This is a genomic window from Kitasatospora sp. NPDC098652, from assembly GCF_044760155.1.
Lineage (GTDB): Bacteria > Actinomycetota > Actinomycetes > Streptomycetales > Streptomycetaceae > Kitasatospora.
Genome location: NZ_JBIWAQ010000025.1, coordinates 68,061 through 94,333, shown reverse-complemented (window position 1 = coordinate 94,333; position 26,273 = coordinate 68,061). Strand labels below are relative to the sequence as shown.

19 protein-coding genes are annotated in these 26,273 nt (G+C 73.4%); 14 read left to right on the top strand and 5 right to left on the bottom strand.

Translation table 11 applies throughout. The features are described 5' to 3' along the window. Positions 1–62: 62 nt before the first annotated feature. Complete coding sequence (locus tag ACIQWA_RS35380; protein ID WP_402489739.1) at positions 63–1,082, bottom strand: TAXI family TRAP transporter solute-binding subunit; 1,020 nt, start codon at positions 1,080–1,082, stop codon at positions 63–65. A 119-nt stretch (positions 1,083–1,201) separates the two neighbouring features. On the opposite strand from ACIQWA_RS35380, the gene miaB reads away from it, so the two are divergent. Next, positions 1,202–2,704, top strand: a complete 1,503-nt coding sequence (miaB, locus tag ACIQWA_RS35375; protein ID WP_360237479.1) for a tRNA (N6-isopentenyl adenosine(37)-C2)-methylthiotransferase MiaB — start codon at positions 1,202–1,204, stop codon at positions 2,702–2,704. Positions 2,705–2,788: 84 nt separating this feature from the next. Beyond that, a complete protein-coding gene (locus ACIQWA_RS35370) occupies positions 2,789–3,487 on the top strand; it encodes a class III extradiol dioxygenase subunit B-like domain-containing protein (RefSeq protein WP_402489735.1) in 699 nt (232 codons plus the stop codon). 13 nt (positions 3,488–3,500) lie between these two features. On the opposite strand, the gene ACIQWA_RS35365 is transcribed toward ACIQWA_RS35370, so the two are convergent. Next, positions 3,501–3,746 carry an antitoxin gene (locus tag ACIQWA_RS35365; RefSeq protein WP_360237483.1) on the bottom strand — a complete coding sequence of 82 codons (246 nt, stop codon included), beginning with the start codon at positions 3,744–3,746 and terminating at the stop codon, positions 3,501–3,503. 177 nt (positions 3,747–3,923) lie between these two features. Here ACIQWA_RS35365 and miaA point away from each other — a divergent pair, with 177 nt between their 5' ends. From miaA to hflX, 5 genes are all read left to right on the top strand, one after another. Continuing rightward, positions 3,924–4,859, top strand: coding sequence for a tRNA (adenosine(37)-N6)-dimethylallyltransferase MiaA (gene miaA / locus ACIQWA_RS35360; protein WP_402489733.1), 936 nt, complete (start codon positions 3,924–3,926; stop codon positions 4,857–4,859). A 229-nt stretch (positions 4,860–5,088) separates the two neighbouring features. Continuing rightward, positions 5,089–5,601 (top strand): hypothetical protein, encoded by a 513-nt coding sequence (locus ACIQWA_RS35355; RefSeq protein ID WP_402489730.1) that lies wholly within the window; start codon positions 5,089–5,091, stop codon positions 5,599–5,601. Between the two features lie 47 nt (positions 5,602–5,648). Next, complete coding sequence (gene dapF / locus ACIQWA_RS35350; RefSeq protein WP_402489728.1) at positions 5,649–6,563, top strand: diaminopimelate epimerase; 915 nt, start codon at positions 5,649–5,651, stop codon at positions 6,561–6,563. A 192-nt stretch (positions 6,564–6,755) separates the two neighbouring features. Continuing rightward, complete coding sequence (locus tag ACIQWA_RS35345) at positions 6,756–9,098, top strand: RelA/SpoT family protein (RefSeq protein ID WP_402489725.1); 2,343 nt, start codon at positions 6,756–6,758, stop codon at positions 9,096–9,098. After that, positions 9,095–10,597, top strand: a complete 1,503-nt coding sequence (gene hflX / locus ACIQWA_RS35340; RefSeq protein WP_360237493.1) for a GTPase HflX — start codon at positions 9,095–9,097, stop codon at positions 10,595–10,597. Before ACIQWA_RS35345 ends, hflX begins: the two co-directional genes overlap by 4 nt. 42 nt (positions 10,598–10,639) lie before the next feature. On the opposite strand, the gene ACIQWA_RS35335 is transcribed toward hflX, so the two are convergent. After that, positions 10,640–11,869, bottom strand: coding sequence for a trypsin-like serine peptidase (locus ACIQWA_RS35335; RefSeq protein WP_402489721.1), 1,230 nt, complete (start codon positions 11,867–11,869; stop codon positions 10,640–10,642). A gap of 27 nt (positions 11,870–11,896) precedes the next feature. Next, positions 11,897–13,075 (bottom strand): hypothetical protein, encoded by a 1,179-nt coding sequence (locus ACIQWA_RS35330; RefSeq protein WP_360237497.1) that lies wholly within the window; start codon positions 13,073–13,075, stop codon positions 11,897–11,899. 368 nt (positions 13,076–13,443) lie between these two features. Here ACIQWA_RS35330 and ACIQWA_RS35325 point away from each other — a divergent pair, with 368 nt between their 5' ends. From ACIQWA_RS35325 to ACIQWA_RS35305, 5 genes are read left to right on the top strand one after another with little or no spacing between them, the layout of a single operon-like run. Beyond that, entirely contained in the window at positions 13,444–15,243 is a 1,800-nt protein-coding gene (locus ACIQWA_RS35325) for an IucA/IucC family protein (RefSeq protein WP_402489718.1), read from the top strand. Further along, on the top strand, positions 15,135–15,809 hold the full coding sequence (locus tag ACIQWA_RS35320; RefSeq protein WP_402489770.1) for a GNAT family N-acetyltransferase: 675 nt from the start codon (positions 15,135–15,137) through the stop codon (positions 15,807–15,809). The genes ACIQWA_RS35325 and ACIQWA_RS35320 overlap by 109 nt, the downstream gene beginning before the upstream one ends. A gap of 9 nt (positions 15,810–15,818) precedes the next feature. After that, positions 15,819–17,243, top strand: coding sequence for a lysine N(6)-hydroxylase/L-ornithine N(5)-oxygenase family protein (locus ACIQWA_RS35315; protein ID WP_402489715.1), 1,425 nt, complete (start codon positions 15,819–15,821; stop codon positions 17,241–17,243). Next, entirely contained in the window at positions 17,221–19,056 is a 1,836-nt protein-coding gene (locus ACIQWA_RS35310; protein ID WP_402489712.1) for an IucA/IucC family protein, read from the top strand. Before ACIQWA_RS35315 ends, ACIQWA_RS35310 begins: the two co-directional genes overlap by 23 nt. Positions 19,057–19,068: 12 nt before the next feature. Then, positions 19,069–21,183, top strand: coding sequence for an ATP-dependent DNA helicase (locus ACIQWA_RS35305; protein ID WP_402489710.1), 2,115 nt, complete (start codon positions 19,069–19,071; stop codon positions 21,181–21,183). 127 nt (positions 21,184–21,310) lie between these two features. Here ACIQWA_RS35305 and lexA read toward each other — a convergent pair whose 3' ends face one another. After that, positions 21,311–22,096 carry a transcriptional repressor LexA gene (lexA, locus tag ACIQWA_RS35300; RefSeq protein WP_380526524.1) on the bottom strand — a complete coding sequence of 262 codons (786 nt, stop codon included), beginning with the start codon at positions 22,094–22,096 and terminating at the stop codon, positions 21,311–21,313. 439 nt (positions 22,097–22,535) lie between these two features. Between lexA and nrdR the strand changes: the two genes are divergently transcribed. Further along, entirely contained in the window at positions 22,536–23,033 is a 498-nt protein-coding gene (gene nrdR / locus ACIQWA_RS35295; RefSeq protein WP_360237507.1) for a transcriptional regulator NrdR, read from the top strand. Between the two features lie 237 nt (positions 23,034–23,270). Continuing rightward, positions 23,271–26,156: a vitamin B12-dependent ribonucleotide reductase gene (locus ACIQWA_RS35290; RefSeq protein ID WP_360237509.1), complete on the top strand. Its 2,886-nt coding sequence runs from the start codon at positions 23,271–23,273 to the stop codon at positions 26,154–26,156. Positions 26,157–26,273 lie beyond the last annotated feature (117 nt).

The window sequence follows — 26,273 nt, the reverse complement described above, 5'->3', positions numbered from 1 at the left end:
CCAGGGCCGCCACGGCTGCCACGGCCGCTCGACCTGCTACGGCTGCTACGGCCGTTACGGCTTTACGGCTTTACGGAGCGGTAGTAGCGCGCCGCGCCCGTGTGCAGCGGGAGCGGGTCGGTGTAGACCGCGGTGCGCAGGTCGACCAGCTGGGCGGCGTGCACCTGGGCGCCGATCTGGTCCCGGCTGTCGATCACCGCCCTGGTCATCCCCTCGACCAGCCCCGGGTCCACGTCGTCCCGGGTGACCAGCAGGTTGGGCACGGCCATGGTGGCGACGGCGTCCTTGGGCTCGGCGTTCGGGTAGGTGCCCTTGGGCATGGTGGCCGCCCGGTAGGCGGCCACGCCGTCCCCCTCGGCCTTGTGCAGCGCCTCGGACAGGTCGCCCAGCGGGACGACCCGGATCCTCATGTGGTCGGAGAGGTCGGTGAGCGCGCTGGTCGGCAGGCCGCCGGACCAGAAGAAGGCGTCGATCTTGTGGTCGCGCAGCTCGTCCGAGCCGTCGCTGACGCCCCCGGGGACGGGGGTGATGTCGTGGTCCGGGTCCAGGCCCGCCGCGGCCAGCAGCCGCCTGGTGACCAGGTTCACCCCGGACTGCGGCAGGCCGACGCCCACCCGCAGGCCCTTGAGGTCGGCGGTGCGGTGCACCGGGGAGTCGGCCGGGACGATCAGCTGCAGGTAGTCGTCGTACAGCCGGGCGATCGCCCGGAGCCGGCCCTTGCCGGGGCCCTGGTAGGCGGCGACGGCGTCGGCGGTGGCGATGGCGAAGGTGTCCTGCCCGTCGACCACCCGGCGGAGGTTGTCCACCGAGCCCTCGGAGCTGTCCAGGGCCAGCCGCACCCCCGGCATGGTCTGCGAGACGTGGCTCTGCAGCAGCTGCCCGTACCGGTCGTAGACCCCGCGCGGGACGCCGGTCGCGAAGCGGGTCTCCCCGCGCGGGTAGCCGGGCGAGCGGCCCGCCGACAGCCACCAGCCGCCGAACCCGGCCACCAGCAGCACCAGGACCAGCACGGTCCGCCACAGCGGGCTGCGGGCCGCGCGGCGGACGGCGGCGCCGAGTCGTGACGGATCGGTGGGGGTCATGCAGGGATAGTGCCAGGCGCCCGGGCCGAACGGGAGGGGAACGGCCGGTGGAAAGCTCGGGGAGCCGTTCCGCGAAGATCCGGGGAAAGGCGGCCCGCGGCTGCCCGTACCCTGGTCTGGTGAGCGGTGAGAGCGGATTGAAGAGCTACAAGGTCGTCACGCACGGCTGCCAGATGAACGTCCACGACTCCGAGCGGCTGTCCGGCCTGCTGGAGGACGCGGGGTACGTCAAGGCCGGTCCCGAGGGCGACCCGGACCTGGTCGTGTTCAACACCTGCGCGGTGCGCGAGAACGCCGACAACAAGCTGTACGGCAACCTCGGGCAGCTCGCGCCGGTCAAGAGCCGCCACCAGGGCATGCAGATCGCCGTCGGCGGCTGCCTGGCCCAGAAGGACCGCGAGTCCATCGTGAAGCGCGCCCCCTGGGTCGACGTGGTGTTCGGCACCCACAACATCGGGCACCTGCCGGCGCTGCTGGAGCGGGCCGCGGTCGAGCGCAGGGCCCAGGTCGAGATCCTGGAGTCGCTGGAGACCTTCCCCTCCACGCTGCCCACCCGCCGCGAGTCGGCGTACGCGGCCTGGGTCGCGATCTCGGTCGGCTGCAACAACACCTGCACCTTCTGCATCGTCCCGGCGCTGCGCGGCAAGGAGGAGGACCGCCGCCCCGGCGACGTCCTCGCCGAGATCGAGGCGCTGGTCGACGAGGGCGTCATCGAGGTGACCCTGCTCGGCCAGAACGTCAACGCCTACGGCTCCGACCTGGGCGACCGCGAGGCCTTCTCCAAGCTGCTGCGCGCCGCCGGGCAGATCGAGGGCCTGGAGCGGATCCGCTTCACCTCGCCGCACCCGCGCGACTTCACCGACGACGTGATCGCCGCGATGGCCGAGACCCCGAGCGTGATGCACCAGCTGCACATGCCGCTGCAGTCCGGCTCGGACCGCGTCCTCAAGGCGATGCGCCGCTCGTACCGGCAGGACCGGTTCCTCGGGATCATCCGCAAGGTCCGCGAGGCGATGCCGGACGCGGCGATCTCGACCGACATCATCGTCGGCTTCCCCGGCGAGACCGAGGAGGACTTCGAGGAGACGATGCACGTCGTCCGCGAGGCCCGCTTCACCAACGCCTTCACCTTCCAGTACTCCAAGCGCCCCGGCACCCCCGCCGCGGAGATGGCGGACCAGGTGCCCAAGGAGGTCGTCCAGGCCCGCTACGACCGGCTGATCGCCCTCCAGGAGGAGATCTCCTGGGACGAGAACAAGAAGCAGGTCGGCCGCACCCTGGAGATCCTGGTCGCCGAGGGCGAGGGCAAGAAGGACGACCGGACCCAGCGCCTGTCCGGCCGCGCCCCCGACAACCGGCTGGTCCACTTCACCAAGCCGGACGAGCCGGTGCGCCCCGGCGACGTGGTGACCGTCGAGATCACCTACGCCGCCCCGCACCACCTGCTGGCCGAGGGCCCGACCCTCGCGGTGCGCCGCACCCGGGCCGGCGACGCCTGGGAGAAGCGCCAGGCCCAGCCGGCCGGCAAGCCGGCGGGCGTCATGCTCGGCCTGCCGAAGATCGGCGCCCCGGCCGAGCTGCCGCTGGCCGCCCCGGCGGGCGGCGCCTGCTGCGGCGACTGACCCGCGTGCCGTGAGACCGCACGGCCCGGCCCGAGCCCTCCGGCTCCGGCCGGGCCGTTCGGCATTCCGGCTAAGGTGATCCACATGCTGGTAGCCGCCGCCGTGTGCCCCTGTCCGCCGCTGCTCGTCCCCGAGGTCGCCGCCGGGGCCGCACCCGAGCTGGACGGGCTGCGCGCCGCCTGCGACGAGGCGATGGCGGCGCTGGTCGCGGCCGGGCCGGAGCTGGTCGTGGTGGTGGGCACCGGGCCGGAGGCCGAGGTGTGGACCGAGGGCGGGGCCGGCTCCTTCCACCGTTACGGGGTGCCGCTGGTGGCCAAGCTGCCCGGCGGGCGGGTCGAGGGGCCGGAGCTGGCGCCCTCGCTGACCGTCGGGGCCTGGCTGCTGGAGCGCGCCGGGGTGACCGTGCCGACGCACGCCTGCGCGGTGCCCGCGGACGCCCCCGTCGACCGGATGCTCGGCCTCGGCCAGGGCCTGGCCGGGCTGGCCGACAAGGTCGCCCTGCTGGTGCTCGGCGACGGCAGCGCCTGCCGCTCGCTCAAGGCCCCCGGCTACCTGGACGAGCGGGCCGAGGGCTTCGACGCCGCCCTGGCCGCCGCCCTTGGCTCGGCCGACCTGCCGGCCCTGGCGGCCCTGGACCCGGCGCTGGCCGCAGAGCTCAAGGCCGAGGGGCGGGCGCCCTGGCAGGTGCTGGCCGGTGCGGCCGAGGGCGCCGGCCTCACCGCGCGGCTGGGCTACCAGGACGCGCCGTACGGGGTCGGGTACTTCGTGGCGTCCTGGGCCTGACCGGGATCGCCGGTCAGGCCTGCGGGGGCTGTGCCTCGCCGCCGGGCTTCGGCTTGTGGGCGAAGTCCTCCACCGCGCCCTTGGCCTTGTCGGCGCCGTGCTCGATCTTGTCGCTGTACTTGCCCTTGGTGGCCTTGTCGATCGCGCCGCCGGCCTTGTCGACCATGTGCTCGATCTGGTCGCTGTGCTTGCCCGCGAGCTCGCTGGCCTTCTCCTTGAGCTCCTCGGCCTTGCCCTTGAGGTTGTCCATCAGGCCCATGGTGATCTCCTTCGTTCCCTGTCTCCTGCACAACGCACGGGGCCGGTCAAGAGTTCGCAAAGCCGGCCCGGTGCGGGGCAGGCCGGAGGCGGTCCGGGGAACAGTCACATCCTCGCGCAGTCGGCGGCGGGCGGCAGCCCGGCCCCGGGTGCCGCGCCGGTTTGGGAGACTGGAGCGGTGAGCAGCTCCCGTGTGATCAGCATCGTCGGCGCGACCGCCGCCGGAAAGTCCGACCTGGCCGTCGCCATCGCCCGCAGCCTCGGCGGCGAGGTGATCAACACCGACTCGATGCAGCTGTACCGGGGCATGGACATCGGCACGGCGAAGCTGACCATGGCCGAGCGCGGGGGAGTGCCGCACCACCTGCTGGACGTCTGGGACGTCACCGAGGCCGCCAGCGTCGCCGAGTACCAGCGGCTGGCCCGGGCCGAGATCGACCGGCTGCTGGCCGCCGGGCGCACCCCCGTCCTGGTCGGCGGCTCCGGGCTGTACGTCCGGGCCGCGATCGACGAGATGGAGTTCCCCGGCACCGACCCGCAGGTCCGCGCCCGGCTGGAGGCCGAACTGGAGCAGGACGGCCCGTACGCGCTGCACCGGCGGCTGGCCGGGCTGGACCCGGCGGCCGCCGAGGCGATCCTGACCGGCAACGGGCGCCGGATCGTCCGCGCCCTGGAGGTCATCGAGATCACCGGGCAGCCGTTCACCGCCAACCTGCCGAGCAACACCGCGGTCTACGAGGCGGTGCAGATCGGCGTCGCGGTGTCGCGCCCCGAGCTGGACGAGCGGATCACCCTGCGGGTCGACCGGATGTGGGAGGCCGGGCTGCTGGACGAGGTGCGCGCGCTGGAGCGGGTCGGGCTGCGGGAGGGCCGGACCGCCTCCCGGGCGCTCGGCTACCAGCAGGTGCTCGACCACTTCGCCGGGGAGTGCACCGAGGACGAGGCACGGGCCGAGACGGTCCGGGCCACCAAGCGCTTCGCCCGCCGCCAGGAGTCCTGGTTCCGTCGGGACGACCGCATCCACTGGCTCTCCCGGCCGGCCGGGACCGACCCGGTCGAGCTGCTGGAACGGTCCCTGGAACTGATCGACCGTCAGGGAGTTCCGGCCGCATAGGGCCTGTTCCGGCCAATTCGGCGGTGCAGCTGCGCGCGCAGGCGACCGTGCAGGACGAACCGGGGGTCACGGCCCGATCACGTGATGGCCACGGATCACCCGAGGACCCCGGTCAGGCCCCGAACGCCCCCTCTGGACATGCCATCATCGATGCCGTAAGGGTCGGCCCGCGCGGGCCGACCGTGCCCGGCCGCGAGTCCGCTCGTGTCGAACTGTCAGGGGAGGCCGCGTGTCGACGGGTACCGGCCCCGAATCCGGCCAGCGCGGGAGTGTCACCGCACCGGCCGAGGAGTTCGACGAGTCGACCAGGGGCGACCTCCCCGTGCTGACCGGGCTGGAGGCGCCGACCTCGTACGCGGCCGCGGTGCCCGCACTGGACACCCGCACCCCGCCGGACGCCGCCGTGCACGAGCGGGAGATCCGGCCGCGGCGCCGGCTCCGCTGGTGGCAGACCCTGCCGATCGCCCTGCTCGGCACCCTCGGCTCGCTGATGTTCGCCTTCCCGCTCGCCTTCGGCTCGGCCGGGGCGCGGGCCACCATGGTCGGGATGCTCGGGCTGCTGTTCACCGCCGCCTCGGTCGGCTGGGGCGCGATGGCCGCCCGGCACGCTGGCTACAAGTGGCCGGGACTGCCGCGCCGGGGCTCCGGGCAGCGGGCCGGCTGGAAGGCCATCGTGGTCTACACCCTGATCGCGCTGGCCGCCTGCGCGCTCGCGGTGTGGCGGGTCGCCTACCTGCGCTGAGCCGGGCCCCGGCCCGCCCCGCCGGCGCCCTCAGTACCATCGGTGGGGTGAGCGCATCCTCTCCTCAGCGGCCGGCCGGTCTCCCCTTCTTCAAGGGCCACGGCACCCAGAACGACTTCGTGATCGTGCCGGACCCGGACGGCCTGCTGGAGATCGGCCCGGAGGCCGTCGCCGCGCTGTGCGACCGCCGGGCGGGCATCGGCGGCGACGGGCTGCTGCGCGTGGTGCGCGCGGCCGCCGACCCGGCCGCCGCGGACCAGGCCGACCGGGCCGAGTGGTTCATGGACTACCGCAACTCCGACGGCAGCATCGCCGAGATGTGCGGCAACGGCCTGCGGGTGTTCGCCCGCTTCCTGGTCGAGGCGGGCCTGGCGAAGCCCGGCGAGCTGGCGATCGCCACCCGCTCCGGGGTGCTCACCGCGACGGTCGCCGAGGACGCCCCGGACGGTACGCCCGGTGAGGTCACCGTCGACATGGGCCGGGCGAAGCTGCCCGGGCCGGACGGCATCGAGGTCGCGGTCGGCGAGCGGCGCTGGCCCGCCCTGAACGTCAACATGGGCAACCCGCACGCGGTGGCCTTCGTGGAGAGCCTGGACCACGCCGGGGACCTCTTCACCGCCCCGCTCACCAGCCCCGCGGGCGCCTACCCGGAGGGCGTCAACGTCGAGTTCGTGGTGGACCGCGGCCCGCGGCACGTGGCGATGCGGGTGCACGAGCGCGGCTCGGGCGAGACCCGCTCCTGCGGCACCGGCGCCTGCGCCGTCGCGGTGGCGGCCATCCGCCGGGACGGCGCGGACCCGGCGGTCACCGGCGAGGCGGTCGCCTACACGGTGGACGTGCTGGGCGGCCGACTGGTCATCACGGAGTACCCGGACGGCCGGGTGGAGATGACCGGTCCGGCGGTGATCGTGGCGGAGGGGCGGCTCGACCCGCGCTGGTGGGAGTCGATCGGCCGACGGTGACGGCCCGGTTTGCCCAATTCGTACGGTGACGAATCCCCCCGATCGGGTGATAGCGGTCGCAGACGGGAATCACGGCGTCGCGGAACGTGCTCTGCTCGGTAGCATGGACCACCGGGTCGATCACCCCTGGGAGGGGTAGCAGGATCAGCCCCCCGCAAGGGGTCGCGCCCGGCGACGTTGCCGGAGGTGCCGATGACCATCGAAGCCGGGCAGTCCCTCACGGGGCAGCCGACGACCGCACGGCAGGCCGGGGCCAGGCGGCCCCTGGGGGAGCTCGGCCGGGCCGCGCTCGGCCGGGCCGGGCGGGCCGCCCTGCTGGCCACCGGCCGGCCGCCCGTGCCGGACGCCCTGGAGCCGCTGGTCCAGGTGCACCGGCGGCACCACCCGCAGGCCGACCTCGCCCTGCTGGCCCGGGCGTACCGGCTGGCCGAGGCCAGCCACCGCGGCCAGAAGCGCAAGAGCGGCGAGCCGTACATCACCCATCCGCTGGCCGTCACCATGATCCTGGCCCAACTCGGCGCCGGGACGACCACCTTGGTCGCCTCGCTGCTCCACGACACCGTCGAGGACACCGAGTTGACGCTGGAGCAGGTGGGCGCCGGGTTCGGGCCCGAAGTCGCCTACCTGGTCGACGGGGTGACCAAACTGGAGAAGGTCGACTTCGGCGCCGCCGCCGAGGCCGAGACCTTCCGCAAGATGCTGGTCGCCACCGGGGACGACGTCCGGGTGATGGTGATCAAGCTCGCCGACCGGCTGCACAACATGCGCACCATCCGGCACATGAAGCCGGCCAGCCAGGTGCGGATCGCCAAGGTCACCCGGGACGTGCTGATCCCGCTGGCCGAGCGGCTCGGCATCCAGGTGCTCAAGGCGGAGCTGGAGGACATCGTCTTCGCCACCCTGCACCCCGAGGAGTACGCCCGCACCCGGGGCCTGATGGCCGGTCACGAGGCCGAGCCGGACACGGTGCTGGAGCCCTTCGCCCGCCGGCTGGCCCGCCAGCTCGCCGAGACCGGGGTCGCCGCCGAGGTGACGGTACGGCCCCGGCACTGCGTCTCGCTGCACCGGGTGCTGATCAAGCGGGCCGCCGCGCCCGGGCGGGACGGCCGGCCGCAGGAGCCGCAGCCGGCCGACTTCGGGCGGCTGCTGGTGGTGGTCGAGGAGAACGCCGACTGCTACGCGGTGCTCGGCGAGCTGCACACCTGCTGGACGCCGCTGCCCGGGGAGTTCAAGGACTTCGTCGCCGCCCCCAAGTTCAACCTCTACCAGTCGCTGCACACCGCCGTCGCGCTGGAGGGCGGCGCGGTGGTCGAGGTGCTGGTGCGGACCAGGCGGATGCACGAGGTGGCCGAGACCGGGGTGGTCGCGCTCGGCGACCCGTCCCCGGCCGGGCCGGCCCAGGACACCGACGAGCTGGACCGCACCGACCCGGCCCGGCCCGGCTGGCTCAGCCGGCTGCTGGAGTGGCAGCAGGAGACCCCCGACCCGGACGCCTTCTGGTCCGCGCTCACCGCCGACCTGGCCGGGGACCGCGAGATCACCGTGGTGACGGAGAGCGGTGAAACGCTTCAGCTGAGGGCCGGGGCCAGCTGTGTGGACGCCGCCTACCTGCTCGGCGAGGAGACCGGCCACCGATGTATCGGCGCCCGGGTCAACGGCCGGCTCACCGCGCTGTCCACCCCGCTCCAGGACGGCGACGTCCTGGCGGTGCTCACCGAGAGCCTCCCGCCCGGCGGCGGGGCCCAGCCGTCCGGGCCGTCCCCGGAGTGGCTGGCGCACGCCCGTACCCCCGCCGCCCGGCTGGCCATCGAGCGCTGGCTGGCCGACCACCCGGCCCGGCTGCCGGTGGTGCGCACCGGCCCGGCCGGCGGCCAGCCCGCCCCGCCCGCGCACCGGGCGGGCGAGCGCCGCTCCGCCCCCGTCGTGGTGGCCGGCCGGCCCGGGGCACAGGTGCGGCTGGCCCGCTGCTGCACGCCCGTCCCCCCGGACACGGTGGCCGGCTACCCGATCCGCGGCGGCGCGGTGGCCGTGCACCGCACCGCCTGCCCCGCCGGGCAGCGGCTGCGCGCCGACGGCCGGGCCGAACTGGAGGTCCGCTGGCAGCCCGAGGACGCCCCGGCGGCCGGGCACCGGGTGACCCTGCGGGCCGAGGCGCTGAACCGGCCCCGACTGCTCGCCGACCTCACCGCGGCGATCTCCGCCGAGGGCGTCGGCATCGTCTCCGCCGAGGTCGAACCGCCGCAGGAACTGCGGGTCCGGCACACCTACACCGTCGAGCTGCCCGAGCCGGGCGCGCTGCCCGCCCTGATGCGGGCGATGCTCAAGGTTTCCGGGGTGTACGACGTCAGCCGCCCGCACGCCCCCGAGGGGACGCAGACCCGGCACTCCGGCGGAAATGGGGGTGACCGGCCCGCACCGGGCGTGCGACCATCGTGGGGAATTCACGGCCGGTCCACGGCGTTCTCAGGGCAGAGGAGCCCCGGTGGGATCCACGGGACCACGCCGAAGCCATCCAGCGACCAAAGGACAGAATGACCTCCACGTTCGAAGCCCGCGACCACGCCGACGCCCCGCGCCGCCTCGACGGTCTGCGAGCGGAAGCCCTCATGGACGAGGACCTCGCGGCCATCGACGAGGACCTCGGCCACAGCTATGACGGCGACCAGTACGACCGCAGTGAGCGCGCCGCCCTGCGCCGGGTCGCCGGCCTCTCCACCGAACTCGAAGACGTCACCGAGGTCGAGTACCGCCAGCTCCGCCTGGAGCGCGTGGTGCTCGTCGGCGTCTGGACGGACGGCACCCTGGAGGAGGCGGAGAACTCGATGGCCGAGCTCGCCGCGCTCGCCGAGACCGCCGGTTCCGAGGTGCTGGACGGCGTCATCCAGCGCCGCGACAAGCCCGACGCGGCCACCTACATCGGCTCCGGCAAGGCGAAGGAGCTGCGCGACATCGTCGCCTCCACCGGCGCCGACACCGTGGTCTGCGACGGTGAGCTCACCCCCGGCCAGCTGATCCACCTGGAGGACGTGGTCAAGGTCAAGGTCGTCGACCGGACGGCCCTGATCCTGGACATCTTCGCCCAGCACGCCAAGTCCCGGGAGGGCAAGGCGCAGGTCTCGCTCGCGCAGATGCAGTACATGCTGCCGCGCCTGCGCGGCTGGGGTCAGTCGCTGTCCCGGCAGATGGGTGGCGGTGGCTCCGGCTCCTCGGGCGGCGGCATGGCCACCCGTGGTCCCGGTGAGACCAAGATCGAGACCGACCGGCGCCGGATCCGCGAGAAGATGGCGAAGCTCCGCAAGGAGATCGCCGACATGAAGAAGGGCCGCGACACCAAGCGCCAGGAGCGCAAGCGCCACCAGGTGCCGTCCGTGGCCATCGCGGGCTACACCAACGCCGGCAAGTCCTCCCTGCTCAACCGGCTCACCGGGGCGGGCGTGCTGGTGGAGAACGCGCTGTTCGCCACCCTGGACCCGACCGTGCGCCGGGCCGAGACCCCGAGCGGGCGGCTCTACACCCTGGCGGACACCGTCGGCTTCGTCCGGCACCTGCCGCACCACCTGGTCGAGGCCTTCCGCTCGACCATGGAGGAGGTCGCCGACGCGGACCTCATCCTGCACGTGGTCGACGGCTCGCACCCCGAGCCGGAGACGCAGCTGGCCGCCGTCCGCGAGGTCATCGTCTCGGTCGACGCGCAGAACGTGCCGGAGATCGTGGTGATCAACAAGGCCGACGCCGCCGACCCGCACGTGCTGCAGCGCCTGCTGCGCCGCGAGCCGCACGCCATCGTGGTGTCGGCCCGCACCGGGGCCGGCATGGAGGAGCTGCTCAAGCTCATCGACGACGAGCTGCCGCGACCGGCCGTCGAGGTGCGGGCCCTGGTGCCCTACACCCAGGGCGCGCTGGTCTCCCGGGTGCACAAGGAGGGCGAGCTGATCGCCACCGAGCACACCGGCGACGGCACGCTGCTGCACGCCAAGGTGCCGGCCGAGCTGGCCGCCGAGCTGGAGCACTTCGCGGTGGCCCTGCAGGGCTGATCCGCTCGTCGAGGTGGCCCCCGGACGTTCCGCGTCCGGGGGCTACTTCACGTTCTTGGCGAAGTAGTCGAAGGCCTGCTTGGCCTGGTCCTGGAGGGACGGACCGGCCCGGTAGCCCGCCGGGTCGCGGCTGCCGAGCGAGCTGACGCTGACCAGGTTGGGCCTGCCGTCCTTGGTGATGAACCAGCCGCCGCCGCCCGCGCCGCCGGTCATGGTGCAGCCGATCGCGTACATCGGCGGGCGGGACCGGTCGAAGGACAGCCGGCCCGGTGGGGCGGGGGAGTCGCAGCGCTCCAGCTCCGTGCCGTCGAAGGGCCGTTCCACCGGGTAGCCAAACGCCACCACCGAGGTGATCTGCTCGCGCGGGGCGTTGAACCAGACCGGGACGGAACCGCCGACGGCCTCCTCCAGGGACGGGCCGGAGGCGGACTCGCCGCGCACCCGGACGATCCCGTAGTCGTACTGGTCGTGGGCGCCGACCCCGCTCTCCTGGAGCCAGGTCGGCGAGACCATGGCGCGGACCGCCGTCCACCGGCCGTACGGGGCGGCCTGCTGCTCGCCGTCCGGCTTGCCGCGGGCCGCCCGGCCGTCCCGGTTGCCCGCCTGGCCGTCCCGGTTGTAGGCGGGGACGAAGACCAGGTTCTTCACCCAGCCGCCGCCCCGGCCGTCGTGCAGGCAGTGCGCGGCGGTGTACACCAGGTTGCTGCGGCCCGGGTTGAGCGGGTCGGTGACCACCGTGCCGGAGCAGGCCGCGTCGCCCTGCGGCGTGGTCATCAGCAGCCTGCCGACCACGGCGGAGTCCGGGCCGTACGGGTGCGGCTGCGGCCGGGCCTGGACGGGGGCTGGCGGGGCGTCCCGGTCGACCCCGGGGGGTGCGGCGGCGGCCGGGGCGTACTCGGGGGTGGGCCGGGCCTTGGCGGCCTCCGTCCGGGCCGTCGTCCAGTAGCCAGGGGGCACCTGGTTGGCGAAGCCGCTCTCGGCGACGTAGCGGGCCCAGTCCGCCGGCTTCCAGCCGCTCAGGTCGCCCAGGCTCGTCGGCGCGGCCTTGGGCAGCGCCGCGGGCGGGGTGGCGGGGGCGGTGGGGCCGTCCGGCGCGCAGGCGGCCGCGGTGAGCGTCAGGGCGGCGAGCAGCGCGGCGCCGGCCGCGGCGGCCCGCCGCCCCGCGGTGCGGGGGGTGCGGCGAGTGGTGCGGGTGGTGCCGGTGGTGTCAGTGGTGCCGATGGTGTCAGTGCCCGTGCTGTCGGTGGTGCTGGTGGTGCTGATGGTGCGCAAGCTGAGGAGTCCCCCTGGTGGTGCCGGTCACTGCTTCCTGGAGATCCAGTCCAGGGCCTGCTTGGCGACCGTCTCCAGGTACGGGCCGCTCAGCGAGGTGTGCTCCTGGGTGCCGATCGAGGTGTTGCTGACCAGGGCCGTCCGCCCGTCCGGCATGGTGGCGAACCAGCCGCCGCCGCTGGCGCCCTGGGTCATGTTGCAGCCGATGGTCAGCATGGACGGGCGCTTGGGGTCGAAGGACAGCCGGACGGGCTTGCCGCCGTCGCACTTGTACAGCTCCTGGCCGTCGAAGGGCTTGACCAGCGGGTAGCCGGTGGCCGAGACCCTGAGCTGGTCGCGGGGCGCGTCGAACCACACCGGGACGGCCGAACCGACCGTCTCCTCCAGGGACTTGCCGGTGTCGCTCTGGTTGTGCACGCGCATCACCGCGAAGTCGTACTGGTTGGCGGCGTCACCGGTCTGTCCGCCCTCGACCATCCACTGCGGGGAGGTGACGATCTGGTCGGCCCACCAGGTGCCCAGCGGGGCCAGTTCGGACAGCGGGGCCTTCTTGCCGCCGCTGGAGGCGCCCGAGTTGTTGTAGGCGGGGACGAAGACCAGGTTCTTGTAGAAGTCGCCGCCCTTGCCCTCGTGCACGCAGTGGGCCGCCGTCCAGACCAGGTTGCTCCGGCCCGGGTGCTGGGGGTCGGCGATCACCGTCGCCGAGCAGTTGCCCCGGCCGCCCTGGGCGGAGAAGAACACCTTCCCGGAGGGCTGCTTGAGGTACGGGCGGGGCACCTGGACGGCCTTGACCACCGGCGGCTCCGGGTCGGTCACGCCGTCGGCGGCGGCCGGCTTGGCGGTCGGCGGCGCCGGGTCGGCGGGCTTGGCGTCGCCCATCTTGTCCGGGTTCCAGAAGTCCTTCACCACCGGGTTGTTGAAGACGTGCTTGGACGCCCACTTGTCCCAGTCGTCGTACTTCCACTTCTTCAGGTCGTCCCAGGTCTTCGGCAGGCCCTCCAGCAGGCTGGTCGGCAGGCCGGACGGCAGGGTGATCCCGCCGATGACGCCGCCGGGGGCGGCGGAGCCGCTCGCGTCCGTGCTGGGCGGCGGTGCGGCGACGGTCCGGTCGGTGCCCGCCGGGCCGTCCGGCCCGCAGGCGCTGACGGCCAGCAGTGTTCCGGCGACCAGGGCGGCGGCCAGGGCTGACCGGTGGATCGGTGGCATCGGTGCGCTTCCCCCTGTGCTCGCTGTGCTCGCTGTACTCGGTCGGACTGTGTCGGGTCGGTCCTCGGCGCGGCGGCCCGCCGCCCTGGAGTCTTCCATCGCCGTACAGGACGACGGCGGCCGCCCCCGGGTTCCGGGAGCGGCCGGAGGTCATCGATCCGTGACGCGGAACCGGCCCCCTCGTTGGCACAGCAGGGCCGCCCCGCCCGGTGACGCACTATGCCCGATCTTCACCCGGACGAGTGAGCAGTCCTTGTGATCACCCGTCAGGGATAGGTAACCCTTACCTGACGCGACGGTGCGAGCGCCCGCCGATCCCCTCCACCACCCGCGCGCGTCCGCACCCCCACGCGCACCAAGGAGCAGCCTTGAGCACCGCCCTCACCGGAGCCCCGCCCGTACCGCCGCCGACCGCGCAGCGGGCCGCCTCCGGCCCCGACCCGCTGCTGCACCCCGACCCCGCCGTCGCCGCCGAACAGGCGGCCCTGGAAGCCCTGTTGCGCTGCTGGGCCCGGGAGACCGGGGCCCGCCCCGGCACGGACGGCCGACTGCGGATCGACGTCCTCGGCGGGGCCGCCCGGCTCACCGCCGCCGTCCGGCACTGGTCGCCCGGCGGCTGGCACCGCTTCGGCCCGGCCACCCTCTCCGCCGGGGACGGCACCGCGGCGGCCCCGGTGGACGCCGTCACCGCCGCCGCCCTGCTCGCCGCCGCGGCCGCCGAACGCCCCGACCCCGGACAGGTCGCCGACCTCGCCGCCCGGGTCGCCGACTCGGTGGTGCGCACCGCCGAGATCCTCGCCCACCGCCGTACCGCCGCCGAACCCGGCGGGCCGGAACGCTCCGCCTTCCTCGCCGCCGAACAGGCCCTGCTGCTCGGCCACCCCCTGCACCCCACCCCGAAGAGCCGCGACGGCCTCGGCCCGGCCCAGAGCGCCGCCTACTCGCCCGAACTCCACGGCTCCTTCCAGGTCCACTGGTACGCCGTCGACCGCGGCCTGCTCGCGGCCGGCTCCGCCGTCGCCGAGAGCGCCGACCGGATCACCGCCACCCTGCTCGGCGGCCACGCGACCCTGCCGCCCGGCACCGCCGCCCTGCCGCTGCACCCCTGGCAGGCCCGCGAACTCGCTCACCGCCCGACCGTCGCCGCGCTGCTCGCCGACGGGCTCCTGCACGACCTCGGCCCGGCCGGCGAGCCCTGGTACCCCACCTCCTCGGTGCGCACCGTCTACCGGCCCGGCACCCCGTGGATGCTCAAGCTCTCGCTCGGCCTGCGGATCACCAACTCCCGCCGGGAGAACCTGCGCAAGGAGCTCCACCGCGGCCTGGAGGTGCACCGGCTGCTGGAGAGCGGCCTCGCCGCCGAGTGGCGGGCCGCCCACCCCGGCTTCGACATCGTCCGCGATCCCGCCTGGATCGGCGTGGACCACCCCGACCTCGGCGACCCCGGCGGGCTGGACACCGTGCTGCGCGCCCAGCCCTTCGGCCCGGCCGAACGCGCCCTCTGCGTCGCCGGGTTCGTCGCCGAACAGCCGCGCGGCACCGGCACGACCGTGCCGTCCGCCCTCGGCGACACCCTGCGCGCGCTCGCCGCCCGCACCGGCCGCCCGCTGCGCACCGTGGCTGCCGAATGGTTCCTGCGCTACCTGGACGCCGTCGTGCTGCCCGTCCTCTGGCTGGACGGCCGCGGCGGCATCGCCCTGGAGGCCCACCAGCAGAACAGCATCGTGCTGCTGGACGCCGAGGGCTGGCCCAGCGGCGGCCGCTACCGCGACAACCAGGGCTACTACTACCGGGAGAGCGCGGCCGAGCAGCTCACCGCCCGGCTGCCCGGACTCGGCGAACAGAGCGACACCTTCCTCCCCGACGACGTCATCGACCACCACTTCGCCTACTACCTCGGCATCAACCACGTGCTCGGGCTGATCGGCGCCCTCGGCTCCCAGGGCCTCGCCGAGGAGACGGTGCTGCTGGCCGGGCTGCGCGGCTTCCTGGCCGGCCCGCGGGCCGCCGCCACCGGCTCCGCCCTGCCCGCCCTGCTGCTGGACGCGCCCACCCTGCCCTGCAAGGCCAACCTGCTCACCCGGATCAACGGCCTCGACGAACTGGTCGGCCCGGTCGCCACCCAGTCCGTGTACGTGGACATCCCCAACCCGGTGGCGGGCGCCTGATGCCCGAGGAGCTGCCCGGGTGGGGCGAAGTCCCCACCCCGGCCGGCCGGTTCCGGCTCGGCCCGGTCCGGCTGCCCGAACACCTGGAGCTGCTCACCGGATGGATGAACGACCCCGAGGTCGACGCCTTCTGGGAGCTCGCCGGGCCGCCCGCCGTCACCGAACGGCACGTCCGGGCCCAACTGGACGGCGACGGAAGCAGCCTGCCCTGCCTCGGACTGCTCGACGGCACCCCGATGAGCTACTGGGAGGTCTACCGCGCCGACCTCGACCCGCTCGCCGGGCACTACCCCGCCCGCCCGCACGACACCGGCGTGCACCTGCTGCTCGGCCCGGCCGCCAGCCGCGGCCGCGGCCTCGGGGCCCAGCTGCTGGCCGCCGTCGCCGAACTCGTCCTGCGCCACCGGCCCGACTGCCAACGGGTGGTGGCCGAACCGGACGTCCGCAACCGGCGCTCGGTCCGGGCCTTCGAACGGGCCGGATTCCGGGCCGCCGCCGAACTCGACCTGCCCGACAAGCGCGCAGCGCTGATGGTGCGCGACCGCGAAGCGCCACTCCCCGCCTAGGACACCCCTGTGGACACCTCGACACCCCACGATCCCCCCTACGACCTGCTCGGCGTCGGCATCGGCCCGTTCAACCTCTCGCTCGCCGCCCTCGCCGAGCCGGTGCCCGGGCTGCGCACGCTCTTCTGCGACCAGCGCCCCGAATTCCGCTGGCACCACGGCATGCTGGTGGACGGCGCCCGGATGCAGGTGCCCTTCCTGGCCGACCTGGTCTCGCTCGTCGACCCGACCAACCCGTGGTCCTTCCTCAACTACCTGCGCGCCCAGGACCGGCTGTTCCCGTTCTACTTCGCCGAACGCTTCCAGCTGCCCCGCCGCGAGTACGACCACTACTGCCGCTGGGCCGCCGACCGGCTGCCCAACTGCCGCTTCGGCACCGAGGTCACCGCCCTGCACCGGGACGGCCCGCTGTTCCGGGTCGAGCTGACCGACACCGCGACCGGCCGGCGCAGCACCGTACGGGCCCGCAACCTCGCGCTCGGCGTCGGCACCCGGCCGGTGCTCCCCGAGGCCTTCGCCGCCCTGGCCGACCACCCGCGGGCCTTCCACTCCGCCGAGTACCTGGACCGCCGGGCCGGGCTCGCGGGCGCCCGGGACATCACCGTGGTCGGCAGCGGACAGTCCGGCGCCGAGGTCTTCCTCGACCTGCTCCGCCGCCACCAGGACGACGGGGTCCGGCTGCGCTGGCTCACCCGCACCCGGGCACTCGCCCCCATGGAGTACTCCAAGCTCGGCCTGGAACACTTCACCCCCGACTACACCCGCTACTTCCACGGCCTGCCCGGCCCCGTCCGGGACGCCCTGGTCGCCGCCCAGTGGCAGCTGCACAAAGCCGCCAGCGCGGAGACCCTCGCCGAGATCCACGACCACCTCTACGAGCGCACCATCGGCCGGCCGATCGACACCGCCCCGGTCGAGATCACCCCCGGCACCGCCGTCACCGCGGCCCGGCCCGGGCCCTGCGGCGGACTCGAACTGGACTGCCGGCACACCGACTCCGGCGCGGAGCACGTGCTGCGCACCGACGCCGTGGTGCTCGCCACCGGCTACCGCGCCGCCCGCCCGGCCGCGCTCGAACCGCTCGCCCACCTGATCGACTGGGACGAGACCGGGCGCTACCGGGTCGACCTCGACCACCGGGTCGCGACCCGGCCCGAGCTCACCGGCGGCCTCTACGTCCAGAACGCCGAACTCCACACCCACGGGGTCGGTGCCCCCGACCTCGGCCTCGGCGCCCACCGGGCCGCCGTCATCCTCAACGCCGTCACCGGCCGGACCGTCCACCGGCTGCCCGGCCGCACCGCCTGGACCGGCTTCGCGCCGCCCGGGCCGGCGGCCGCGGCCCGGCCGGTGCCCGCGAGCGCCCCGATCGAGCAGACCCCCGTCGTCCCCCACCCCCAGGAGCTGTCCCGTGCCGCAACCGTCGGCCGCTGAACCGCCGCTCTACCTGCCCCCGCACCTCACCGCCGGGCACTGGCAGCGGGCCGGCCGCGCCCTGCTGGCCAAGATGCTCGGCGAGTTCGCCTACGAGGACCTGCTCAAGCCCGTCCCGGGCACCCTCGACGGCGAGTACCTGCTCAAGCTCCCCGAGGCCGAGTACCGCTTCGCCGCCCGGCGCGGCGCCTACGACAGCTGGCAGGTCGACCCCGGGTCGATCCGCTGCTCCCGCCCGGACGGCCTGGACCCGCTGCGCTTCCTCCCGTACGCCCGGGACGCGCTCGGGATGCGCGGCGACACCACCGCCCACCTGGTCCGCGAGCTGTCCGCCACGCTCACCGCCGACGCCCGCCAGCTCGCCACCGCGCTCACCGCCGCCGAGCTCGCCGACCTCGACCACCCCGCCCTGGAGGGCCGGCAGGGCGGCCACCCGTGGATCGTCCCCAACAAGGGCCGGATCGGCTTCTCCGGCACCGACGCCGCCCGCTGGGCCCCGGAGGCCCGCAGCCCCCGGCCGCTGCCCTGGATCGCCGTCCACCGCCGGCTCGCCGAGTACCGCGGCGTGCCCGGCCTGGAACGCCCCGAGCAGCTGTACGCCCGCGAACTGGACGACGAGGCCGCGCTGCGCGCCCCGCTCGGCGCCGACGCCGACGACTACCTGCTGCTGCCCGTCCACCCCTGGCAGTGGGACGAGACGGTCCTGACGCTGTTCGCGCCCTGGATCGCCTCCGGCGAGATCGTCCCGCTGGCCTCGGACGGTGACCCACGGCTGCCCCAGCAGTCCATCCGCTCCTTCTTCAACACCGCCCACCCCGAGCGCTGCACCGTCAAGCTGCCGCTGTCCGTCCTCAACACCCTGGTCTGGCGCGGACTGCCGGTCGAACGCACCCTCGCAGCGCCCGCCGTCACCGCCTGGCTGCACGGGCTGCGCGACGCCGACCCGTACCTGCGGGACGAGTGCCGGGTGATCCTGCTCGGCGAGATCGCCTCCGTCACCGTCGACCACCCGCTCTACCGGGAGATGCCCGACTCGCCGTACCAGTACAAGGAACTGCTCGGCGCGATCTGGCGCGAACCGCTCGGCCCCTTCCTGGCCGAGGCCGAGCGCGCCCGCACCCTCGCCGCCCTGCTGCAGACCGGCTCCGACGGGCGCGCCCTCGCCGTCGAACTGATCGCCCGCTCCGGCCTCACCCCGGCCGAGTGGACCGCCCGGCTGTTCGCCGCGCTGCTGCCGCCGCTGCTGCACTTCCTCTACCGCTACGGACTGGTCTTCTCCCCGCACGGCGAGAACGCCATCGTGGTCTTCGACGACCGCGGCACCCCGACCCGGCTCGCGGTCAAGGACTTCGTCGACGACGTCAACCTCAGCGACCAGGACCTCCCCGAGCTGCGCGCCCTGCCCCCCGAGGTCGCCGACGTGCTGCTGCGGGAGAACCCCCAGGGGCTGTGCCAGTTCATCCACTCCGGACTGTTCATCGGCGTCTTCCGCTACCTCGGCCCGCTGCTGGAGGCGCAGGCCGGCCTCGCCGAGACCGAGTTCTGGGCCCTGCTGCGCGCGGAGATCCACCGCTACCAGGCCCGCTTCCCCGAGCTGCGCGAGCGCTTCGACCTGTTCGACCTGTTCCGGCCCCGGATCGACCGGCTCTGCCTCAACCGCAACCGGCTGCTCATGGACGGCTACCAGGACCGCCCGCACCGCCCGCACGCCGTCCGGCACGGCACCGTGCCGAACGCCCTGGTCGGCGTGGAGGTGCGGCTGCCCGGCAGCCGCTCCGGACAACGGGACCGGATTGTCGCCCCCGCCCCGTAGGGTGGAAGGGTCATGACGAACGACTCCGAATCCCAGCCCGCGACGGACCTCGGCGACGAGGCCGAGGAAGCCGTCGCCGTTCCGCGCTCGCGGATCCCCGAGCTGTTGCACGCCGCGGTCGAGGCCGTCGGCGGTGTGGAGCGCCCCGGCCAGATGCGGATGGCCGAGGCCGTCGCCGACGCCGTCGACCACTCCGAGCACCTGCTCGTCCAGGCCGGCACCGGCACCGGCAAGTCCCTCGCCTACCTGGTGCCGGCCCTCGCCCACGGCGACCGGGTGGTGGTCGCCACCGCCACCCTGGCCCTGCAACGCCAGCTGGTGGAACGGGACTTGCCGCGTACGGTCGAGGCGCTGCACCCGGTGCTGCGCCGCCGCCCGCTGTACGCGATGCTCAAGGGCCGCTCCAACTACCTGTGCCTGCACCGGGCCAACGAGGGCACCCCGAGCGACGAGGGCGAGGGCCTGTTCGACCCGGTCGACGCGCTCGGCGGCCCCACCGGCAAGCTCGGCCAGGACGTGCTCCGGCTGCGCGACTGGGCCGACGAGACCGAGACCGGGGACCGGGACGACCTGAGCCCCGGCGTCTCGGACAAGGCCTGGGCGCAGCTCTCGGTCACCTCCAAGGAGTGCCTGGGCGCGACCCGCTGCGCGTACGGGCAGGAGTGCTTCGCGGAGAAGGCCCGGGAGCGGGCCAAGCTGGCGGACGTCGTGGTCACCAACCACGCGATGCTCGCGATCGACGCGATCGAGGGCGCGCCGGTGCTGCCCGAGCACGGGCTGCTGATCGTCGACGAGGCGCACGAGCTGGTCAACCGGGTCACCGGCGCGGCCACCGCCGAGCTGACCGTGGGCGCCGTCAACCGGGCGGTCAAGCGGGCCGCCCGGCTGGCCAACGAGAAGGCCGTGGACGCCCTGCAGGCCGCCGCCGAGAACTACCACGGCCTGATGGAGACCGCCCAGCCCGGCCGGGTCGAGGAACTGCCCGAGTACCTGGCCTACGCGGTCACCGCGATCCGGGACGCCTCCCGGCAGGTGATCACCTCGCTCGGCGAGACCCGGGACAAGGGCCTCAGCGACGAGGACGCCGTCCGCAAGCAGGCGATGGCCTCGGCCGAGACCCTGCACGAGACCGCCGACCGGCTGCTGGAGGGCTCCGAGTACGACGTCGTCTGGATCGAGCGCAGCGACCGCTACGGGCTGGGCACCGCCTCGCTGCGGGTCGCGCCGCTGAGCGTGTCCGGGCTGCTGCGGGAGGGCCTGTACAAGGAGCGCTCGGTCGTCCTGACCTCGGCGACCCTCAAGCTCGGCGGGGACTTCAACGGCGTGGCCGGCTCGCTCGGCCTGCCCAAGGAGACCAGGCTGCCGGACCAGCGCACCCCCGGTGACAACCCGGAGGCCGGCTCCGGTTTCGGCGAGGACGCCGTCCCGCACTGGCGGGGCATCGACGTCGGCTCGCCGTTCAAGTACCCCAAGCAGGGCATCCTGTACGTGGCCAAGCACCTCGCGGACCCCGGGCGCGACCCCGAACGGCCCGACATGCTCGACGAGTTGGCCGAGCTGGTGGACGCGGCCGGCGGGCGCACCCTGGGGCTGTTCTCCTCGATGCGCGGCGCCCAGGCCGCCGCCGAGGCGATGCGGGAGCGGCTCGACCACCGGATCCTGCTCCAGGGGGAGGACACCCTCGGCGAGTTGATCCGCGAGTTCGCCTCGGACGCCACCACCTGCCTGTTCGGCACCCTCTCGCTCTGGCAGGGCGTGGACGTGCCCGGCTCGGCCTGCCAGCTGGTCGTGATGGACCGGATCCCCTTCCCGCGGCCGGACGACCCGCTGATGAGCGCCCGCCAGCGGGACGTCGAACAGCACGGCGGGAACGGCTTCATGGCGGTCGCGGCGACCCACGCGGCGCTGCTGATGGCGCAGGGCGCGGGTCGGCTGGTGCGCGCGGCGGAGGACCGGGGCGTGGTCGCGGTGCTCGACCCGCGGGTGGAGACCAAGCGGTACGGGGGCTTCTTCCGGTCCTCGATGCCGGAGTTCTGGTACACCACGGACCGCAACCAGGTGCGGCGCTCGCTGGCGGCGATCGACGCCTCGGCGGCGCCGGTGCGGCCGGTGGTGAAGCGGGGCTGAGCGGGCCCGGCACCTGCGGTAGAAGGCACTTGCGGTAGGAACGACGGAGGGGCTCCCCGCTGACGCGGTGGAGCCCCTTCCCGTCGTAGTGCCGGCCGCCGCTCGCGGTGGCGGCCGGGTGCCGCCGTCAGAGGCGGCGCAGGACCGCGACCACCTTGCCCAGGATGGTGGCGTTGTCGCCGTTGATCGGCTCGTAGGCCGGGTTGTGCGGCATCAGCCAGATCCGGCCGTCCTCGCGCTTGAGGCGCTTGACGGTGGCCTCGCCGTCGATCATGGCGGCCACGATGTCGCCGTTCTCGGCGACCGGCTGGCGGCGCACCGTGACCCAGTCGCCGTCGCAGATGGCCGCCTCGATCATCGAGTCGCCGCGCACGGTGAGGGCGAACAGCTCGCCCTCGCCGACCAGCTGGCGGGGCAGCGGGAAGACGTCCTCGACGGTCTGCTCGGCCAGGATCGGACCACCGGCCGCGATCCGGCCGACCAGCGGCACGTAGGAGGTGGAGGGCCGCCCGGCCGTCTCGGCGGTGTTGGGGCGGGCCACCTCGACGCCGCGGACCTCGTAGGCGCGCGGGCGGTGCGGGTCGCGGCGCAGGAAGCCCTTGCGCTCCAGGGCCATCAGCTGGTGGGCGACCGAGGAGGTGCTGGACAGGCCGACGGCCTGGCCGATCTCGCGCATGGACGGCGGGTAGCCGCGGCGCTGGACGGAGTCGCGGATGACTTCGATCACCCGGCGCTGGCGCTCGGTGAGGCCGGCCTCGTCGGTGCGGATGCCGGGGGGGCGGCCGGGCATCGCGCGGGCCGGGGAGGGGTGGGTGTCGTCCATGGTGGGGGAGTGCTCGATCGGCTGGTCGGGAACGCGGCCCGTGGTGGACACGGCCGGGCCGGAGAGGCGGTGGTCTTCGCTACGGTCCATGCTGATGTCCACGCTCTGCTGATTCGTGGTGCGCTGCCCCACCTTGAACTGGGAGTGTTCCTGCACCGGGATGGTGTTGGTTTCGACGGTGTTCACGGCGGCCCCTCTCGACGGCTGTCCTCTCCCCTTTTCCAGCCCAACGCGCCGCCTATCGAAAGGTTGCGCCAAACACACGTTCGAGTGAATTATTCGGGAGTTGACTGACTCGATCAAGGCTTTGTTGTACATCGAGTAAACGTTCGACCGGATGTCGACTCCGGAAGTCTAATCGGCGCCGACACGCCAGGGGTGTCACTTCCCCCCGAGACCTAGATGTAGTGGCTAGAGTCCTCTCCGTGCCCAGTACTAGTGGTCGCGCCGCATGATCAGCTTGCCGAGGCCGGGGGCGCATCGCATAGACTCAACCGGTCCGCACGTCCTGCCAGGGAGGGATCCCCAGGTGCACTGCCCCTTCTGCCGGCACTCCGACAGCCGCGTCGTCGACAGTCGGACCACCGAGGACGGCAGCTGCATTCGCCGTCGTCGACAGTGCCCGGACTGCGGCCGCCGTTTCACCACCGTGGAGACGGCCGCGCTCATGGTCATCAAGCGCAGCGGTGTCACCGAGCCCTTCTCCCGGCAGAAGGTCATCACCGGAGTCCGCAAGGCCTGCCAGGGCCGCCCGGTCACCGAGGACGCCCTCGCCCAGCTCGGCCAGCGGGTCGAGGAGTGCGTGCGGGCCAGCGGCAGCGCCGAGCTGACCACCCACGACGTCGGGCTGGCCATACTCGGCCCGCTGCGGGACCTCGACGTGGTCGCCTACCTGCGCTTCGCCAGCGTGTACCAGGCGTACGACGGACTCGAGGACTTCGAGGCCGCCATCGCGGAGATCCGCGCCGAGCGGCCCGCCCCCGAGGCGGACGGCACCTGCGTGCCCGTTCCCGCCGCCGCGCCCTAGGAGGCGCGCCGGGCCCCCGCGGGCCCGCCCAGGAGTCACCACCGTGCGGCCCCCGTGGGCCGGCAGCGCCACACCGGCCCCGCGTGGGCCCCCGCGTGCCCGAAACCGGGGCACGGAACACTACGAACCGTGCGCAAACGGACGGGGTCCCGTCCGCCCGCACATCGGAAGAACGAACCAGCGGTGCCCGGATTTTTCGGGGCACTTCGGGCGTTTGCCCAGGAGGAGGAGCGAGAAGTGACAGACACCACGAGCGGTTCCGCACGCGGGTCGAAGTCCGAGAAGGCCGCGGCCAAGGCCGCCAAGGCCCCGAAGGGCGGTCTCCGGATGGAGCGCATCCACACCACCCCTGGCGTGCACCCGTACGACGAGGTCCGCTGGGAGCGGCGCGACGTCGTCATGACCAACTGGCGCGACGGCTCCATCAACTTCGAGCAGCGCGGCGTCGAGTTCCCCGACTTCTGGTCGGTCAACGCCGTCAACATCGTCACGTCCAAGTACTTCCGCGGCGCCGTCGGCACCCCCCAGCGCGAGTGGAGCCTCAAGCAGATCATCGACCGCGTGGTGCTCACCTACCGCGCGGCCGGCGAGAAGCACGGCTACTTCGCCACCAAGGACGACGCCGAGATCTTCGAGCACGAGCTGACCCACGCCCTCCTCCACCAGGTGTTCAGCTTCAACTCGCCGGTCTGGTTCAACGTCGGCACCAAGCAGCCCCAGCAGGTCAGCGCCTGCTTCATCCTGTCCGTCGACGACTCCATGGAGTCGATCCTCGACTGGTACAAGGAAGAGGGCATGATCTTCAAGGGCGGCTCCGGCGCCGGCCTCAACCTCTCCCGGATCCGCTCCTCCAAGGAGCTGCTCTCCTCCGGCGGCAACGCCTCCGGCCCGGTCTCCTTCATGCGCGGCGCCGACGCCTCCGCCGGCACCATCAAGTCCGGCGGCGCCACCCGGCGCGCGGCCAAGATGGTCGTCCTGGACGTCGACCACCCGGACGTCGAGGCCTTCATCGAGACCAAGGTGAAGGAGGAGGAGAAGATCCGCGCCCTGCGCGACGCGGGCTTCGACATGGACCTCGGCGGCGACGACATCACGTCCGTCCAGTACCAGAACGCCAACAACTCGGTCCGCGTCAGCGACGAATTCATGACCGCCGTCGAGAACGGCACCGAATTCGGCCTGCGCGCCCGGATGACCGGCGAGGTCATCGAGACCGTCGACGCCAAGAAGCTGTTCCGCAAGATGGCCGAGGCCGCCTGGGCCTGCGCCGACCCCGGCATCCAGTACGACTCCACCATCAACCACTGGCACACCTGCCCCGAGTCCGGACGCATCAACGCCTCCAACCCGTGCTCGGAGTACATGCACCTGGACAACTCCAGCTGCAACCTCGCCTCGCTGAACCTGATGAAGTTCCTGCGCGACGACGACTCGTTCGACGCCGAGCGCTTCGCCAAGGTCGTCGAGCTGGTCATCACCGCGATGGACATCTCCATCTGCTTCGCCGACTTCCCCACCGAGAAGATCGGCGAGACCACCCGCGCCTTCCGCCAGCTCGGCATCGGCTACGCCAACCTCGGCGCCCTGCTGATGGCCACCGGCCACGCCTACGACAGCGAGGGCGGCCGCGCCCTGGCCGGCGCCATCACCTCGCTGATGACCGGCACCGCCTACCGCCGCGGCGCCGAACTCGCCGGCGTCGTCGGCCCGTACGACGGCTACGCCCGCAACGCCACCGCCCACCAGCGGGTCATGAAGCAGCACGCCGACGCCTCCCTGGACGCCGTCTCCTTCGACGACCTGGACGCCCCGGTCTGGCTCGCGGCCAACAAGTCCTGGCAGGACGTGCTGCGCATCGGCGCGCAGAACGGCTTCCGCAACGCCCAGGCCTCGGTCCTCGCCCCGACCGGCACCATCGGCCTGATGATGGACTGCGACACCACCGGCGTCGAGCCCGACCTCGCCCTGGTCAAGTTCAAGAAGCTCGTCGGCGGCGGCTCGATGCAGATCGTCAACGGCACCGTCCCGCGTGCCCTCAAGCGCCTGGGCTACCAGGACGAGCAGATCGAGGCGATCGTCGCCCACATCGCCGAGCACGGCAACGTGGTCGACGCGCCGGGCCTCAAGGCCGAGCACTACGAGGTGTTCGACTGCGCGATGGGCGAGCGCTCCATCTCCCCGATGGGCCACGTGCGGATGATGGCGGCGATCCAGCCCTGGATCTCCGGCGCGATCTCCAAGACCGTGAACATGCCCGCCGCGGCGACCGTCGAGGACGTCGAGGAGATCTACTTCGAGGCGTGGAAGATGGGCGTCAAGGCGCTCGCCATCTACCGCGAGAACTCGAAGGTCGGCCAGCCGCTCTCGGCCAAGAAGAAGGACTCCGAGGCCAAGGCCGAGGAGACCCCCGCCGCCGTGGTCGAGAAGGTCGTCGAGTACCGCCCCGTCCGCAAGCGCCTGCCCAAGGGCCGCCCGGGCATCACCACCTCCTTCACGGTCGGTGGCGCCGAGGGCTACATGACCGCCAACTCCTACCCGGACGACGGCCTCGGCGAGGTCTTCCTGAAGATGTCCAAGCAGGGCTCGACCCTCGCGGGCATGATGGACGCCTTCTCCATCGCCGTCTCGGTCGGCCTGCAGTACGGCGTGCCGCTGGAGACCTACGTCTCGAAGTTCACCAACATGCGCTTCGAGCCGGCCGGTCTGACCGACGACCCGGACGTGCGGATGGCCCAGTCGATCGTCGACTACATCTTCCGCCGCCTGGCGCTGGACTTCCTGCCGTTCGAGACCCGCTCGGCGCTGGGGATCCACTCCGTCGAGGAGCGCACCCGCCACCTGGAGACCGGCTCGTACGAGCCGCTGGAGGCCGAGGAGCTCGACACCGAGTCCCTCGCCCAGTCCGCCCCGGTCGCCGCGGCCAAGCCGGCCCCGGCCCCCGCCCCGGCCGTGGAGGCGCCCAAGGCGGCGCCGAAGCAGGCCCACAACTCCACGGAGCTGATGGAGATCCAGCTCGGCCTCAACGCCGACGCGCCGCTCTGCTTCTCCTGCGGCACCAAGATGCGCCGTGCCGGCAGCTGCTACCTCTGCGAGGGCTGCGGCTCCACCAGCGGCTGCAGCTGACCGCAGCGCTGACCCCGCGCGGGTGAGCCACCGCTGAGACGGGGCGAGCCGTCGCTGAGGCGGGGCGAGGACTTTTACGTCCTCGCCCCGCCTCTTCTTGTTGTCCCGGGGCGCCGA